12 protein-coding genes are annotated in these 16,779 nt (G+C 58.8%); 2 read left to right on the forward strand and 10 right to left on the reverse strand.

Annotated features, from left to right (window positions below):
• Positions 1-23 precede the first annotated feature (23 nt).
• Entirely contained in the window at positions 24-494 is a 471-nt protein-coding gene (locus EAV90_RS28475; protein ID WP_129145372.1) for a thioesterase family protein, read from the reverse strand.
• 2,333 nt (positions 495-2,827) lie between these two features.
• Here EAV90_RS28475 and tnpB point away from each other — a divergent pair.
• Entirely contained in the window at positions 2,828-3,061 is a 234-nt protein-coding gene (gene tnpB, locus EAV90_RS41845) for an IS66 family insertion sequence element accessory protein TnpB (protein ID WP_430644755.1), read from the forward strand.
• Here the strand turns inward: tnpB and EAV90_RS28485 are convergent.
• The 4 genes from EAV90_RS28485 to EAV90_RS28500 form a co-directional block, all read right to left on the reverse strand.
• Entirely contained in the window at positions 2,955-3,785 is an 831-nt protein-coding gene (locus tag EAV90_RS28485; RefSeq protein ID WP_129145373.1) for an ABC transporter permease, read from the reverse strand. The two genes, tnpB and EAV90_RS28485, sit on opposite strands and share 107 nt — an antisense overlap.
• A 5-nt stretch (positions 3,786-3,790) precedes the next feature.
• Positions 3,791-5,041, reverse strand: a complete 1,251-nt coding sequence (locus EAV90_RS28490) for an ABC transporter permease (RefSeq protein ID WP_129145374.1) — start codon at positions 5,039-5,041, stop codon at positions 3,791-3,793.
• Positions 5,042-5,117: 76 nt separating this feature from the next.
• On the reverse strand, positions 5,118-6,185 hold the full coding sequence (locus EAV90_RS28495) for an ABC transporter substrate-binding protein (RefSeq protein ID WP_245509638.1): 1,068 nt from the start codon (positions 6,183-6,185) through the stop codon (positions 5,118-5,120).
• An 82-nt stretch (positions 6,186-6,267) separates the two neighbouring features.
• Complete coding sequence (locus tag EAV90_RS28500; protein WP_129145393.1) at positions 6,268-7,359, reverse strand: ABC transporter ATP-binding protein; 1,092 nt, start codon at positions 7,357-7,359, stop codon at positions 6,268-6,270.
• Positions 7,360-8,931: 1,572 nt separating this feature from the next.
• Between EAV90_RS28500 and EAV90_RS28505 the strand changes: the two genes are divergently transcribed.
• Complete coding sequence (locus EAV90_RS28505; RefSeq protein ID WP_129145375.1) at positions 8,932-9,816, forward strand: beta-keto acid cleavage family enzyme; 885 nt, start codon at positions 8,932-8,934, stop codon at positions 9,814-9,816.
• A gap of 470 nt (positions 9,817-10,286) precedes the next feature.
• Here EAV90_RS28505 and EAV90_RS28510 read toward each other — a convergent pair whose 3' ends face one another.
• The 5 genes from EAV90_RS28510 to EAV90_RS28530 form a co-directional block, all read right to left on the reverse strand.
• On the reverse strand, positions 10,287-10,835 hold the full coding sequence (locus EAV90_RS28510) for an SDR family oxidoreductase (protein WP_245509639.1): 549 nt from the start codon (positions 10,833-10,835) through the stop codon (positions 10,287-10,289).
• Positions 10,836-11,257: 422 nt separating this feature from the next.
• Positions 11,258-12,649, reverse strand: coding sequence for an aminotransferase (locus EAV90_RS28515; protein ID WP_129145377.1), 1,392 nt, complete (start codon positions 12,647-12,649; stop codon positions 11,258-11,260).
• 11 nt (positions 12,650-12,660) lie between these two features.
• Entirely contained in the window at positions 12,661-14,172 is a 1,512-nt protein-coding gene (locus EAV90_RS28520; protein ID WP_129145378.1) for an NAD-dependent succinate-semialdehyde dehydrogenase, read from the reverse strand.
• 541 nt (positions 14,173-14,713) lie between these two features.
• Entirely contained in the window at positions 14,714-15,097 is a 384-nt protein-coding gene (locus EAV90_RS28525; RefSeq protein WP_129145379.1) for a carboxymuconolactone decarboxylase family protein, read from the reverse strand.
• A gap of 11 nt (positions 15,098-15,108) precedes the next feature.
• The gene (locus EAV90_RS28530) at positions 15,109-16,143 is read right to left on the reverse strand and encodes an NAD(P)-dependent oxidoreductase (RefSeq protein ID WP_347338823.1); all 1,035 of its coding nucleotides are present in this window, start codon (positions 16,141-16,143) and stop codon (positions 15,109-15,111) included.
• Between the last annotated feature and the right edge of the window lie 636 nt (positions 16,144-16,779).

A 16,779-nucleotide genomic window follows, 5' to 3' on the forward strand; every position in this document is an offset into this window, starting at 1 on the left:
GCGCTGAATATCGGATGCCACGCTCATCGCGCCGGTGCCCCGGCCGCGAGAGACGCTGCGCGGCCCACATTCCGCAGCAGGTTTACGTCCTGGTTGCGTTGTGCATCACGGAGGCGCGTGAAGACCTCGGAGCGGAACGGCTCAACCCTCCGGCTTGCCGTGCCGACGTTGAGCTGCAGCTGCTCCGCTGTCGCGGCCAGCAGTTGGTTGCGGTCGTCTATCATCTCCTGGTGGAGCACGAAGCGCTTGGCGTCGAGGTCAACGATACGAGTGGTGATTGTCAGGCTCGTTCCGGCAGGGATCTCGCGGACATAGGTGATGTGGAAATCACCCGTGAAAACGGAATGGCCTTCTTGGATATAGGACACTCCCAATCCCAAGTCATGGCAGGCGAGGTCGCTGGCGTCGGAAAACACCTCGAAATGCCAGCGTGCATTCATATGTCCGTTGGCATCAAGCCAAGACGATCGAACTTGGCAGCGGTAAATGAACATCGGTTCCTCAAGGATTCGCTCGGACGCTCAGGGCCTGATTTCCGGCTTGCACCAGATGCCGCTGTGGCCCCTGTTGAGGTTGCAGGATTCGCCACGATTCAAAGGGCAGCCCGAGAGACCGACGCCTCCTATAAGAGGGCGCTCCCCCTGCATCGCATTCCACGCAACAAATGAAGCCCGACAGAACAGCGGCCCTAAGCACGGTACGGGGTGGAGCGCGCCCGCTCTCTTGTGGCGGCACGATTGAGATCGTTCCGAACGTCGTGGCAATTCGAAGCAACAATCTGGCACGCGCGGTGTACGGCCGTTCTGAAAGGATGGAAACATCGACCATCTCTCTCTTAAGGCCACCAATTCGGCGCGTTCGAAATGTAAGTGCTCTGTATCATACCAGTGTTGCCCGCAAACTTCCGACTTCGACAGCCACTGCATTGGCAGATGCGGACTGCCTTTGCGGTTCAAGTGCATCACACTGTAAAATTGCGCGACCCCAAATCTCCTGCGTTATTCGTCGAGATCCGCCCTATTCCTGCAATTCGTGCCCTACACATGATAGAATTCTCCATTCTTGCCACTTCTGGAGGTCCAGGAACGGCAATTGCGTTGAGAGTATTGGTCGCTCGAAGCCTTGGCGCTCGGTTCCAAGCTCTATTGGGGACCGCCGGAGCGCGAAGCAAGCGGCGTCAGGCGAAATAGACCTCACGTAAGAAGCTCCACCTTTGCCGATTTGGCGCGGAACTTCTGCTGCGCAGGCACAAATTTCGGCGGAATTCAACCAAGAATGGGATGTATTTCTTCTGGGTGAAATGCAGATGCCGCAATTCGAAAGAACTGAGAGGAGAACGTGGATTGGCTTGCGGCCGCACTGTGGGCAGCGGTCGCTTCATGGTTGGCTTCCGCCACGATCGACAGGAGCTTTCCAGATCACGCCCGGTTTGGTATTTCTGGTTGCGGCTTGGGTGGCGGCGCGTTTGAAGGCAGCTTTGAGGGTTCTCGGCAAGAATGCGCGATTGCAAGGCTTCTCCAACCGCGATCTTGCGTTTTGGTCGCCCAAACAAGTTCATATCCTGTATTGTTCGCCGTCTGGGCGTTGAGCCGGAGAATCGTTCCTTGACGCTGAAGCAGCATCTGCGCTGGGGACGGGCCCTCTAAGGCCATACTCCTCCAAGGCCCCTGCGGAGCCGATGGAGCCGGCGGATGACCCCCGCCGGCTCCACGTGGCGTCGACGCCGATCCGCAAGCATGAGAGTGGCCTGCGAGGATCCCAAGAGCCGCGGCCATCAAGACGTTGAGCTCGGAAACCGTCGGGCCTCGCACCTGACATAGGGAGGTTACGCGTCGAAAGACGTTACCTTGCACGATGGATCATCGCTTCGTTTTGATCGGCTGAGGCCTTGTTGCGGAGATCGAGACCAATCGCCTCGGGCCCTGTCGCCCTTCTTGGCTGCCACCACGCGAGCCTTACTGCCTGACAGCCATGCATGTTGCGGAGTTTCCCGCCTCTTTCGCTGGCCACGATCGCCGAGGCCCATCTATTTTTCGCGCCCAACGCGCGATTTTGACAACCCCTCCCCGCTTGCGATCGAGGAGCTTGACGGCAGCCGCACGGCACGGCGCTCTGATCGCGTGCGGCGGCCAGAAGCGACGACTCTTTGCACGCTTGGCAGAGCGGCTTCCAAAATCCGAGGAAGGCTCAGCCGTTCAAAGAACGGCATTTCGATGCCGTAAGCGTCATGAACAGCACGTTGTATCGAGCGGTAGCGTCGACATGGATGCGACCGCATCGCTGTTCGCTTAGGCGTTCATCGGCATAAGGGAGGCAACATGCGTAAGCGCTAAGCCGGCACCCTCGGTTCGACGTTAGATTAGATGTGCGAAGAAGCCTCCGGGTTGAGCGGAGGTTTGGGATGGGATTGGACGGCAAAAGGGACGCCCATTTGGACAGCTCATCAGTTGGGTCAGGAGCAGTCAGCCGGCTTGAGGTGCTTGAGGGACCGTCCGGGCGTCGCGTGCGTTCGGAGGCCGAGCGGGCTCGGATCGTCGCCGAAAGTCTGCTGCCCGGCGCTCAGGTGGCGGAGGTGGCGCGCTAAGCACGGGGCGACGCGCTGGCAGATTTACGATTGGCGACGACGCTTCCGACAGCGCGGCGAATTGCCGTCGAGCGAGGCTCCGCAGCCGCGGTTCGCGCCGCTCGTTGTGGAGGGGCCGTTTGAGGAGCGTCACGTTCCGACAGTCAAGCTCGAGATTGCGATTGGCGACGTCGTCGTGCGGACGGACGCGGCGATAGATGGGGAGCAGCTATCTCGAGTGATCCGCGCGGTGCGGGCGTCACGATGATTGTCCCCGGCGCCGAGCTGAAGATTTACATCGCGACGCGGCCCGTCGACTTCCGCTGTGGGCACGATGGGCTTGCTGCGAAGGTGCAGCAGGCTAAGCGCTTACCAACATGCGAAGGGAGCGTCAGGTGTTGCGGATGCCGCGCAGGCGCTCCGAACGCCGGCGTAGCAGCTCGACCGTGGTCAGCATCGCGATGGAGAACAAGATCAGCACGGATGCCGCTGCGATGATGGTCGGCCTGATTTCCTCGCGGATGCCCGAAAACATCGTCCTGGGCAGGGTCCGCTGGTCGACGCTGGCTATGAAGAGGGCGAGCACCACTTCGTCGAAAGAAGTACCGAAGGCGAAGAGTGCACCGGAGATCATGCCGGGCAAGATGAGAGGCAGCGTGACTTTGAAGAAAACTGTGACCGGCGGCGCACCGAGCCCGGCGGCTGCGCGCGTCAGTGAGTGGTCGAAGCCTGTTAGGGTTGCGGTCACGGTGATGACGACAAAGGGCGTAGCCATCGTCGTGTGCGCCAGGATCAACCCCAGATAAGTGTTGAGCAGCCCGACATCAGCATAGAAGAAATACATGGCTACCGCGGTGATCACGACCGGTACCATTATGGGCGAGATCAGCAGGCTCATCAGCGCTGCGCGCCAAGGGAAATTCGGGCGACTGAGCCCCAGCGCGGCAAGTGTGCCCAAGGTAGTCGATAGCAGCGTGACAGATACTGCGACGAAGATCGAGTTGTATAACGCGACCCGCCATTGGCTGGCAAAAAAGAATTCCTGATACCAGCGCAGCGACAGCCCTGGCATCGGATAGGTGAAAAAGGGCACGGAATTGAACGAGAGCGGGATGATCACAAGGATCGGCGCGATTAGAAATAACAGCACCGCCGCGCAGATCAGCCGGTGCAGATAGTACCAGCCCGTTTCAATCGGAGAGGTATAGGTTGAAGCGGCCATCGTTCTCAACCCATCTTGATCCGGTCGACGCCGACCAGTTTATTGAAGACGTAGTAGAGCAACAGGGTCGCGGTGAGCAGGATGGCGCCAAGAGCCGAGGCCATGCCCCAGTTGAGCTCCTCGTTCGTGTAGTGGGCGATAAAGGAGCCGACCATCTGGTCGTTGGGCCCTCCGACCATCGCGGGGGTGATATAGTAGCCCAGGCACAGGATGAAGGTCAGCAGACAGCCGGCGGCAATGCCCGGCAGGGTCTGGGGAAAGTAGACCTTCCAGAAGGCATAGAACGGCCCGGCGCCGAGCGAACGAGCGGCGCGGATATGGATGGGCGGTATCGTCTTCATCACGCTGTATATCGGCAGCAGCGTAAAGGGCAGCTGGATATGGGTCATGGCAACCATCGTACCGATCCGGTTAAAGATGAGCTGGGCCGGCTGTGATATCATATGGAGCGCCATCAGCATCTCGTTAATAACGCCGTGCTGCTGCAGGAGCACGACCCAGGCGACAGTGCGCACCAGCAGCGACGTCCAGAAGGGTAGCACGACCATGATCATTAGCAGATTGCTATACTTGGCCGGCAACGTCGCCAGCAGATAGGCGACCGGAAAACCCAGCAGCAGAGTCAGGGCCGTCACGCCGATGCTGATAGCCAGCGTACGCAGAAACATGTCCTGGAAAATCGCGGTCTCCGGAGGCGAAGCGACGATTTGGCCGCTGGGACCATACTGGTAGTCAACTGAACGGAGCAGGTAGTAGGGCGTATAGGCCAAGCTTCCCCGCTTGAGCAGGCTCCAGACGTCTTGTCGACCCCAGACTGGATTGATCTCGATCAGCGTCGGCTTGTAGGGACCGGCGGAAAGCGTGCTCGCCTTTCGGGCGCTCGACGTGATCTGGCTGCCGAGGCCTGGAAGTTCGTAGTTTATCCGCTTGGCGATCGCTCCCATGCTCCTCTGGGCCCAGGCCTGCTTGAGATCTTCGGCTAAAGCAGCATATGTGCTCTCGTCTGGCAGGTCCTTGCCATCCCAGGCACTTAATGCTGCCGTAGTTCGCGGCATTAGCGTCAGCAGCGTATCGTCATGGATGGCGTTGAACATCATCCGGCCGATTGGCAAGGCGAAGCCGATCAGGATGAACAGCAGCAGCGGCAAGACGAGGATGAATGCCCTCAGTTTGCGCCGGCGCTCGACCCGCGTCAGCTTGGTTCGCAGCGGCATGCCGTCGGGCTCCCTCGCGATCTGGACGGCCATCGTTACCATCTACTCACCTCTCATGGAGTTCGTCGGTTCGATGCGACGAGGAGAACACAAGGATTCTCCCTGCCGCCAGTTGTGCTTACTTTGCGACCCAGACGGTAAAGCGCTGTGCGAGCTCGTCGCTTTTCTCGGACCAGAACGCGGCGTCAACCCTCAGGGCATTGGCCATATGGTCGGGCGCATTCGGAAGATCGGGCAGGATTGCCGGATCTACGAGCGCCAACGCCTTCTTGTTGGTTGGCCCGCAAGGCATGATGTTCGAGAAATTGGCCTGCGGCTGAGGCAAGGCAAAAAAGGCAAGGAACTTGTAGGCGGCATCCACATGCGGGCTGCCCGCAGGAATGACCCAGACGCCCATGCTCCACTGCAGGGTATCCCACATAATCTGGAAATGCTTGCCGGAGTTCTTGATGGCATCGACGATGCGGTGGCTGTAGGCCGCGGCCATGACGACCTGACCATCTGCCAGAAGCTGCGTCGCCTGTGAGCTGGTCTGGAACCAGACGATGTCCTGCTTGATCGTGTCAAGTTTCTTGAAAGCCTGCTCGACTCCGGCGGGGGTGCTGAGGACCTTGTAGACGTCCTTGAGAGGAACGCCGTCCGCGATGAGCGCCCATTCGAGGTTTTCGACGGGCCGCTTCTGCAGTCCACGCTTGCCAGGGAATTTTTTTGTGTCGAAGAAGTCGGCGATGGTCTTCGGACCATTCGGGAACTTATCCTTGTCGTAGGCGATGATCTTGCCAGTGACCACCTCCGGCACACCGCAGTCAGTCGTTTCGCCCTCAATGAAACTGGACCGGTCGAGACCCAGCTTCTTCCAGTCGATGGGCTCAAGGGTGCCTTCGGCGCATAGTTGTCCAGCAAGCCCGGGATAAAGATCCACCACGTCCCAGCTCACGCTCTTGGACTGGACCATAGCGCGGATCTTGGAAATCTCGCCGTTGAACACATCTTCGTTGACCTTGATCCCGCTCTCCTTCGAGAAGGGCTCGAATATGGCCTTTCGGTTGGCATCCTGAGAAGGCCCGCCAAACGATGTAATCGTCAGTTGATCGCCCGCAAAGACGGGTGTCGCCGGCGCAAGCACTCCAGTGGCCAGACTGATTACGGCCAGTGCGCCAACGTCCATCAACCGCGTCTTCCTCATCGTCTGCCCTTCCTTCATTATCAAAAAACTGTGCTAAGCATGGCCGGCGTTGTCTCGCGGCGGCGCTTCGGTACTGCCGTCACTACGCGTCGAGCGCCCGACAATCTTCCGTTTTCCAGCCGACGGTAATCGCCGCGCCGGGCTCGAGCTGCACCAGGCCTTCGGAATTCGGCAGCTTGATCACAAAATCATTATGGCCGCACACGGAGACCCGGGTCCGCACGTGGTCGCCGAGGTAGATCACTTCCGCAACCTCAGCGCTGAAGATATTGGGCAGCGTGCCCGGCGTCGGGTTGAGCTGCACTCGTTCAGGCCGCAACGACAGCACGGTCGGCCGACCGATCGCCTCGACATTGATCGCCAGCGCCTGCACGTTGCCTGCGCCCGCAATTTCCACCTTGCACGTCGTGCCGTTCATCGCCACGACCTTCCCATGCAGCTGGTTATTTTCGCCAATGAACTGCGCGACGAAGGCGTTCTGCGGACGTTCGTACAGATCGGCGGGCGGGGCGAGTTGCTGGATAACTCCGTCGTTGAACACCGCTATGCGGTCCGACATTGTCAGGGCCTCGGCCTGGTCATGCGTCACATAGACTACAGTGACACCGAGATCCGCGTGGATATGCTTGATCTCGATCTGCATCTGCTCACGTAGCTGCTTGTCCAGTGCGCCGAGCGGCTCGTCCATCAGCACGAGCTTGGGATCGAATACGAGGGCCCGGGCAAGCGCGACGCGCTGCTGCTGGCCACCGGAAAGCTGAGCGGGCCGGCGCTTGCAATAACCGCCGAGCCGGACCCGTTCGAGGGCCCGCTTGACTCTGGGCTCGATCTCGCTCCTGCCGAGCCTACGCACTTTTAGTGGGAAGGCGAGGTTCTCCTCGACGGTCATATGCGGAAAAAGCGCGTAGCTTTGGAACACCATGCCGATGTCGCGCTTGTGCGGAGGCATGGCGTCTATCGAGCGCGCCTCCAGAAGGATCGAACCATTCGTAGGCGTCTCAAAGCCGGCGAGCATCATTAGGGTCGTTGTCTTGCCGGAGCCGGAGGGGCCCAGCATGGTCAAGAATTCCCCCCGGGCAATGTCGAGGTTGAGATTCTTTACGACCAACGTCTCGCCATCATAGGTCTTCTGGACGTCGGAAAACTTCACAAAGGCGCTGTTCGTGCCTGACATTAACGCTCTCCCCTGCCCTAGCGCTTCTCCCGCTGGTGCAGCGCCGCCGACCATCAGATCACCATGTTCTTTCTTCACGGATTGCAGCTTCTCGCGCGCGTGGTCAAGATCGTGTGAATCGGTATGCTTGAGGCGTGTGCGGTTGATCGAATGACGCATCGTTCCTCCCAACTTGGTTTTTTAATGCGACAGAAGTTCTGTTTCTTACGGCAGGTATTTATCGGGCTGGCAGAGCTGAAATCCATGAATGTGGCGGCTAAGGCTGCCGAAATGCTGCGCTAAATCGGGAATATTTGAAGCTTTATGTCAGGCGATAGTAGTTCCCGACCCTCGATCAGCCGGGAGAGATCGTCTTGGTCCGCCCGGATATACCTTGCCAAATCGTTCCGAGGCGGCCGGCGACGCGCCTATCGGCGAACGCGTTAATTGAGATAGCCGGCCGGGGTGGCGCAGGAGAGCACGGTGGTTGCGCGGTCCACGGTCGCCAGTCGCCGATTGCTACTTGTAATTTCGTTTTCATCGCTTCCGCAGTTTGCGAGCGACAGATCGAAGTATTCTAGGATGAATGATCCATGTCCGCGAAGTACCTCTTTCGGAGAGTGGCGGATCTCGCACTCACACAGGACAACTTCTTTCGAAGTAAGCGTTCTCTTTCGAAGGAAAGGTCGTCCACGATCGGCCGCGCATTGTGAAATCGTGGCGTCGCAGTTGACAATACGAGAGTCGAAACCAGCGGGTGTACTGACTGCCTCCGCCTTCTCATCAGGTATGCGACGCGCAAAATGGATCTGGCCCGGACGCGCTCCAAACATTACTTCCACTCGCGGTGTCCGCGAGCCTGGTTCCAGGTTTTAAAGGCCGATCACAACCGCACAAAATCGGCGAAGTGAGCGGGCGGGCTTTGCTCCGATTTTGGCGGGCAGGGTGGCTTTTTGGCGAGCATGGTCGCACAGAAGGGTTGCGAAACCTCGCTATTCGCCGTCTACGCACACAATTCCGGCAAAGACTGATCTCTATTCGAGGAATCCGGCCGCAAAGCGGGCTAGAACTACTTGCTACGCTATTGTTTTGGGTACCTGATGGTATTGCTGCGTGCAAGCTGTCCCGAAATCCTGGGGCGCAAACATGAACGTGACGTGAGGTGGAGACCTGGGTCGCTGACGAATGCGGCTACTTGCGGCGTTGCTGCCGCCCACGAAATGCATCAAGTGCGCTCTGGCGCATGTGGCCACGGCGCGTCGCGCACCCGAGCCGACGCGGCTTGTCGGCGTCCCGCTGGTCGGAGAAGGATCATCACAGGCTCTGCTGCGGGAGCGAGCTACCATCGATGTCCAACGCTATCAAGAAACAACACGTGTACATTCCGATGCGGACCTCTCAACAGACAAAATCCTCTTCTGGCGGGCACCGGAAAGAGGCCGGCATCGTTGCCGATTCACGTGAAATTTGACGCACCACGATTTCGGGCATCGAGTGGGTATTCGAATTGCAACGCGTCGCATGGCGGTCAAAAGCACACAAATTGTGGTCCGGTGCAGAGCCGGCTCAACAGAATCAACAAAGGAGTTCTTGATGTCTCGCAAAGTCGTCGTCACATGCGCAATCACCGGCGGTAGTGCCGCGGTTCTTGCCAAGCATCCAGATATTCCCAAGACGCCGTCTCAAATTGCTGATGCGGCATTGAATGCTGCAAAGGCAGGAGCTGCGATCGTCCATATTCACGTCCGCGACCCAGAAACCGGAGCCCCATCGAACCGGCTCGAGCTATATGAACAGGTCGTCAAGAAACTTCGCGACGCGGCCACTGATGTCATCATCAACTTGACCTGCGGAATGGATGGAGAGCTGGCGATTGAATCTCTCGATCCCGTAAAGCTCAGCAAAGCGACCACACTTAAGAATCCCATGGGTCGCTGTACGCAGGCAATCAAACTCCAGCCAGAAATTGCTACGCTGGATTGCGGCACGATGAACTTTGGGCAGACCCTGTACGTCGCACGCATGTCCGATCTTCGAGAGATGGCGACGCTTATGCGAGACGCTGGCGTCAAGCCCGAGCTCGAATGTTTCGAACTCGGTCACATCGAAAACGCCAAAAAGCTGATCGCGGAAGGAAAAATTGATGGTCCCCCGCTGTTTCAGTTCTGTCTCGGCACAGGTTATGGCGCTCCGGCTGTACCAATTGTCATGCAGGCGATGCGAGATGTCCTGCCATCAGACGCCATCTGGGGGGGATTTGGCTGCGGCGTGGACGAGATGCCTGTTGTCGCACAGTTGGTCGCATTGGGCGGGCATGTCCGAGTTGGATTGGAGGACAACATCTATCTTCGACGTGGCGTGCTGGCATCGAACGCTCAACTGGTCGAGAATGCAGTTGGAATCATTGAGCGGATGGGGGCCAGCGTCGCCACACCGGCCGAGGCCCGAAAACTACTTGATGTTGTGAAGCGTGGATAGCATCAAGCTCCCATAGGCCAACCGAGATATACGGCCCCTGGTCGGGGACGGCCTCGATCAGGCGAAGCCGCATTTTGCGCCCGTAGAAGCGCCATCATCCGTGCTCGCGGAGACTTCCGCACTGTGATCCCGCACATTCTCATTGGAAGGTGTCTCTGATGACATGGCGTTGCATCGAGGATCTACGGGCTCATCGCACTTAGAGTTATGTGCATCTCCGCCCGCACCGACGGCTGGTCCCAACGAACCCTCGCTGAACCTGGATCGCACTCGGCCGCCGGATTCTGGCCCTTGCTAAAATGGGCCGGACAAGGCCGCTCGCCGGAGAGCTTGCCGTCGTAACCAATTTAGCCAGGACATCTATGGTTTAGCGGGTCGCAGCGCAGTCTATTGCCTGAACTCGTCGAGCGAGGTTCTCGAGTCGGTGCTTATCAAGGCCAGTACAGCTCGCTGTAATATAAGAGCGTTTACTACGAGGTGACAGCAATGCAGACGCCATTAACTCCCGACGCTCCCGGATTTACAAGAAAGCCGATCGTGGCCGCGACCTCACGCACGTCGACGAAACGCTTCGCTGGCTGGGCCGCGCGGAGCCGCTCAACGGCCTCGTCGGTGCACACGCCCATGGTCGCCGCCTGAATCTTCAGCTGATCACGCATCATCCCCGTATCCATCCAGCCCGGCGCGACTGCATTGACAGTCAGGCCATGCCCCGCACCTTCCAATGCGGCGACGCGCACGAGGCCGAGCACGCCATGCTTCGCAGCAGTGTACGCGGTCTTCTGGGGCGCTCCAGCGAAGCTTGCGGTAGATGCCGTGACCACAATGCGGCCGCCGGGGGACTTCGTTAAGGCGGACCACGCGGCTTTCATCGCGAAAAAGGGGCCGTCCAACATCACACTTCGAAGACGTTCCCATTCATGGTCCGGAAACTGATCGATCGCAGCTACAAACTGGCAACCGGCATTCAAGACAAGAATGTCGAGGCACCCGGCGAGGGCAAGCACATGCGCGACCATATCGCGATTTCCGCTCGCAGCCGCAACGTCCGTGTGGAAGACCCCCGGTAATGTCGACGCCATGCACGTCCGCCCCCGCGTTCGCGCAGCTCGGCCATGATCGCCTTTCCAAGCCCGCCCGCCGCTCCAGTCACCAGCGCGACCCGTCCCTTAAGCGAATATCCATGCGCATGGAATTGCTGTTGGTCGTTTTCGCGCTCAAGCTTGGCCATCCGTCACCTGCAGGGTTCCAGAATCCTCAGCTATCCGTCCGTTACGGTTTCAACGCCGATGTGAGAGCTGCGTGCGTCGCCGGGGGGAGCCGCGCTCGCCGGTCGGGTTGACGAGCAACGGCGGTCATCGGTTGATTTCGGCCCCCTGCCCTCGACTTTGACCGCTCGCCAGCTTGCTTCCGGTTATGGATTCATTTTGTAGCGTGCCTCTCAAGCGTCTTTCGTGAGCTCGTCCATTACTTGTTTGGTCGCTCGATAGGCGAGCTCAACGATCTCGTCGATTTCAGCCTCGGTCACGACAAGAGGTGGAGCGAAACCGAGAATGTCTCCATGTGGCATTGCCCGGGCAATAAGCCCCCGATCACGGGCCGCCTTGGAGATACGAGCCCCAACCTTGAGCTGTGGATCGAATCGACGCTTCGTCTGGCGGTCGGCAACGAATTCGACGGCTCCGAGTAGTCCCACGCCCCTCACTTCACCAACTATCTCGAGCTGTGCGAACCGTTCGACAAGCCGCTTTTGGAAGTGCGAGCCGACGACCTTGGCGCGGTCACTGAGCCGCTCGTTTTCCACGATATCGAGGACCGCATTGGCAGCAGCTGCTGCTATTGGATGGCCGGAATAGGTGTACCCGTGCGAGAATGCTCCGACTCGATCAGCCGCCTCTTCCATAACTTTATAAACTTTCTCACCGACAATGGCTCCTGAGAGCGGCATGTATCCGGATGTCAGACCTTTCGCGACTGTCACGAGATCTGGTTCCATCCCGTACAGGGTGCTGCCGAAGTCAGCGCCGGTTCGACCGAATCCACAGATTACCTCGTCGGCGATCAGAAGAATATCGTACCGCCTAAGCACTGCCTGAACTTCGCGCCAGTAACCGGCGGGAGGCGGTGTAATGCCGCCCGTGCCCAGCACCGGCTCAGCGATGAAGGCGCCGATTGTTTCCGGCCCCTCTCGTACGATGAGCTCTTCAAGCTCAGCCGCACGCCGGCGAGAAAACGACTCTTCCGTCTCACCTGGCTCAGCGCCCCAATAATGGTGCGGTGTGCCCGTGTGCAGAATACCTGGAAATGGAAGATCCATCTGATCGTGGTAGAACGACATACCCGTCATCGAACCAGAAATGACTGAACAGCCATGATACCCACGCTCGCGCGAGATGATCTTCTTCTTCGTCGGGTGGCCGCGCAGATTGTTATAATACCAAACAAGCTTGGCTTGGGTTTCGTTAGCGTCCGAGCCGGAAAGTCCAAAGAATACTTTGCTCGGCTTGCCCGGCGCCATTCGCACCAGACGATCCGATAGGGTCGCAAGCTCTTCCGTGGTGTGGGCTGCGTAGGTGTGGTAATATGCCAGCTTGTAAGCCTGTCGCGCGATGGCCTCAGCCACTTCAGTGCGACCGTATCCGATATTTACACAGTACAGACCGGCAAAGCCGTCGATGTAGCTATGTCCCTGCGCGTCTTCGATCCGGATGCCTTTACCCCCGGCGATAATCGTGGGATCGCCGATCTTGCCGCTCGCATATTCCTTGAGCTGAGTGAAAGGATGAAGGACACTCGAGCGATCGAGCTCAGCGATGGTCCTAACGTCAGTCATTCCAAAATCTCCTAAGCCGCCAAATCGCCGAAGCAGACGTATTTGAGTTCCATGTATTCATGGAGCCCGTGTCGCGAACCCTCGCGACCGAGCCCCGATTGCTTCCATCCTCCGAACGGAATGGGCGGTCCCGTGAACGAAGCTGTGTTGACACCCACCATGCCGAATTCGATGTTTTCGGCAACTCTGAGCGCTAGACGCAGGCTGTCGGTGTAGACGTACGCTGCTAACCCCATCTCGCTCGAGTTCGCCCTGGCAAGGACCTCATCTTCCGAATCGAAGGGAAGTACTGCAGCCACGGGACCGAACGTCTCTTCACGAGCAATGAGCATTGTGTCCGTGACATCGCTTAACAGTGTCGGAGAAACGAAGTTCGGACCCAGCTTCTCGTCCTGTTTTGCGGAAATGACACGCGCTCCGTTTGCCGCAGCATCGTCGATGTGAGCTCTGCATTTGTTGGCGACCGATATTTTTGTCATCGGCCCGATATCCGTTGCGGGGTCCAAGCCGTGACCTATCTTGAGCCGAGCTACCTCCGATGCAAACGCCTCGACGAACGCGTGATAGATGCCCCTTTGCACATAGATGCGGTTGGCGGCCAAGCAATCTTGGCCCGAAGTGGCAAATTTTGCGTCCATCGCCCCTTTGACAGCTTTGTCAACGTCGACGTCCTCGAAGACGATAAAGGGGGCATGGCCCCCAAGTTCGAGTGACACCTTCTTTGCTGTCTCCGCTGCCCCTCCCAAGAGTAGCCGGCCGACTTGGGTGGACCCTGTGAAGGAAAGGGCGCGCACCCTCGTATCGCGCAAGAGAGGCGCCGAAAGAGCGGCGGGATCACCGACGAGCACCTGAAACACGCCAGGCGGTATGCCTGCCTCTTCGGCCAATCTAGCCAGGGCAAGAGCAGAGAGCGGTGTCTCGGGAGCAGGTTTCACGATGATAGGACAGCCAGCCGCAAGAGCGGCGCCAGCCTTTCGTGTGATCATGGCGACAGGAAAATTCCACGGAGTGATGGCAGCCGCGACACCGATTGGCTGCATTCGCACATGAAGAAGGCTTGCCGGTTTGTGGCTGGGAATCGTTTCGCCGTATGCGCGCTCCCCCTCCGCAGCGAACCATTCGAGAAATCCAGCGCCGTAGCCGATTTCGTATCGCGCTTCGGCGAGCGGTTTTCCCTGCTCAATGGTCATCAGGACGGCGAGCTCGTCCGTATGGGCGCGGATCAACGACGCCCAAGAACCAAGGATCTCTCCTCGCCTTGCCGGCAATACTTCGCGCCATGCACGAAAAGATCGTTCTGATGCTGCGATCGCAAGATCCATGTCCGCAGCACCACAACGGGCAACATCGGCGACCTCTTCTCCAGTAGCCGGATCGATCACAACGTCGCGCTGCTCACCCGAAATCCAACGACCATCGATGAGTGCGGCCCCGGCGACAAAATCACGGCGGCGTAGACTTTGCAGGTGCCTCGTCGCAAGAGCAGTCAAAGGAGTTTTGTGCCGAACAGTTTCAAAGGCCATTCCGGATCTCACGCGCTGGTTGTCTAGCTGACTACACTCAGCATACTGCTGCAGCAAACGTGTTTGTGTCGCATTTTCCCGTTGCCCGGCCGATTTCCTGCGTCGCCGGACATCTAGCGTCGAAATTCAGCTCAAAATCCCAATCGCAGTGCGACACGACCGGATCTAGCTCACTCCCCTGGCGGTAATTGTCCTTGTAAGGCGCCCGCTACGGCGCGCGAGACGGTTCGGTCTGCGCGATTCTCATGGAAAGCACGAAGAGAACGATACGCGCCTGCATTCGTCGGCCACGTCTACATACATTCGGCCCACGTCTACATACATAATGACGACGTGTCAGACGTCGTTTGCGACCGCGGCGGGGTTGTTCAACAAGCCTGCTAGACTCTTCGGTGATCTTCCAAGTCTATTCTGGATGGCCGAAGCTGTTGCAGCCGACTATCACGCGGGCGTACGATAGGCTGCTGCACGCCACCGCAGTCGTCGGCTCGTCAAGCTCAGGATTGTGCAACCCTGCACGCTGCAGTGCTGATCTCTGGGATCAAGAGGATTCTGATTCGTGGAAGGCTTCGCGCGCATTTCGGAAGGCATCGATTCCCGCAGGGATCCCGCAATAGACGGCGACCTGAAGCAGGATCTCCTTGATCTCGTCCTTCGTGAGTCCGTTCTTCAAGGCCCCTTTTACGTGAAGCTTCAACTCGTGCGGCCGATTGAGGGCACCGATCATCGCCAGATTGACAATGCTGCGGGTGCGTCGGTCGAGCCCCGGGCGCGTCCACAATGCGCCCCAGCAAAATTCAGTCGACCATTCCGCCATCGTTCGTGTGAACTCGTCGGCGCCTGCGATGGACTTGTTAACATAATCCTCGCCGAGTACCTCTTTTCGAACCTTGAGTCCCTTCTCAAACAACTCGCTGCCGCTCATGATCATTTCTTTCAGTGTTGATGTCCGATCTCGCGCGCCCGCAGCCGGCCCGGCTGCAGACATTCTTCTCTAGCCCGTATCTCGACGCCAGCCCATTCCTCAGAGAGCTTGGCGATCGAGGTGAAGTCCGAGTCCGCTCCATACTTGGCCTGGGTCAGCGCTAGAATCTGGCGCAGGATGGCGCCCATCACCATCGGGACTCCCATCGCTTCCGCTTCATCAACGCAAAGCCGGACATCCTTATAGCAAAGTCCCGTCGCAAACCCGAAATCAAAGGTGCCGGGAAGCACTGAGCGCGGAAACTTGTCCTGCGTTGCACTGTTCCGCCCTGAACTCACGTTGATGATGTCGAGCAGGGTCTTGGGATCGAGACCCGCCTTGACGCCCATGGCCAACCCTTCGGAGGTGATGACGAGCGCTGCTGCCGCGAGCAGATTGTTCACGAGCTTCGCGGTCTGCGCGAGCCCGGGTTTATCGCCGGTGTAGAAGGTCTTGCCGAAAGTCTTCAGGATCGGCTGAACAACCCGCTCATAGAGTTCGCGCCGACAGGAGATCATCACGGCCAAAGTCCCACCCTTGGCGCCCGCGATGCCGCCGCTGACAGGCGCGTCGACCCATGACATGCTCTGCTCGCCCAGACTGCGCGCTATGGCCGCCGCGGCGCCGGGACCAGTTGTCGAAAGATCGATCACAGTGCGAACCCTGCTGCCGCGCCCGATGCCGTCGTCGCCGAGCGTCACCGCTCTCACCACATCGGGCGTCGGCAGACTGAGGAGAATGATCTCGGCTGCGGAGGCGACCTCGCGGGGCGACTTGAGAAGTCGCGCGCCGCGGGCAACCAGCGGTGCCACCGCGTCGGGATGTGCGTCATAGACACAGAGCCCATAGCCAGCGTCGAGAAGCCGTGACGCCATTGCGCCGCCCATGCGTCCGACGCCAACAAAGCCGAGGAGCTCACCTGCCATCATTCGTTCCTTTGGCCGGCGTGTACCGGTCTGATTGCCCGAAAAGATCGTCGCCGCTAAAGTAGTCAGCCCGCGCGTGATTGAGTTGGAATTTCATCTTGATCCAAAGAGAGTTGACGTCGCGATCTTCCTGATACTGCCAAGCGGCCCCGCGCTCTCCCGTCAAGCCGCCGATAGGCGTATAGCGGATGATCTAATGTGATTATGCAAAGAGCTGGGCTTTGGCACCTAATTCCTGCGCTTGGACCCCTATCTTCGCTGAATTTAACTGGTTGGGTGGATGCGCGCCCGTTTGTCCGTAAGCCAGAACAGTGCTTTCGGCATCGAAGTCATAGTCAACTCTCGAGAACCTCCTCGACGAACTCAACAAAACGGAGGCGGCGGGGAAAGCGGCAAGCTTAATCAGCGGCGGTGAGGGGAGGATAAGTCGCAGCTGCAAGCGGGGCTACCGGCACGCCCCTGGTGAAGGCCGCGTCACAGGTCTGGGAGTGCACGCTGACGAGAGTCATGCCCGCGGCGCCGCAGCGGGTATCTCCGAGTTGCGGAATATGCAACCGGCAGCAACATCTCGCAGGTCGCCGACCGCGTAACGCGCGCGGCGCAGCACAGCTCGACTCTCCACACGGGGAGAGATTTGTAGGCGCAGCACAGAAGCGTCCTTCGTCGAACCTTGATCGAAGGCGACGAGCATCGAGGAAATTGCTTATTCATTCACAG

It is taken from the genome of Bradyrhizobium vignae, from assembly GCF_004114425.1.
Lineage (GTDB): Bacteria > Pseudomonadota > Alphaproteobacteria > Rhizobiales > Xanthobacteraceae > Bradyrhizobium > Bradyrhizobium vignae.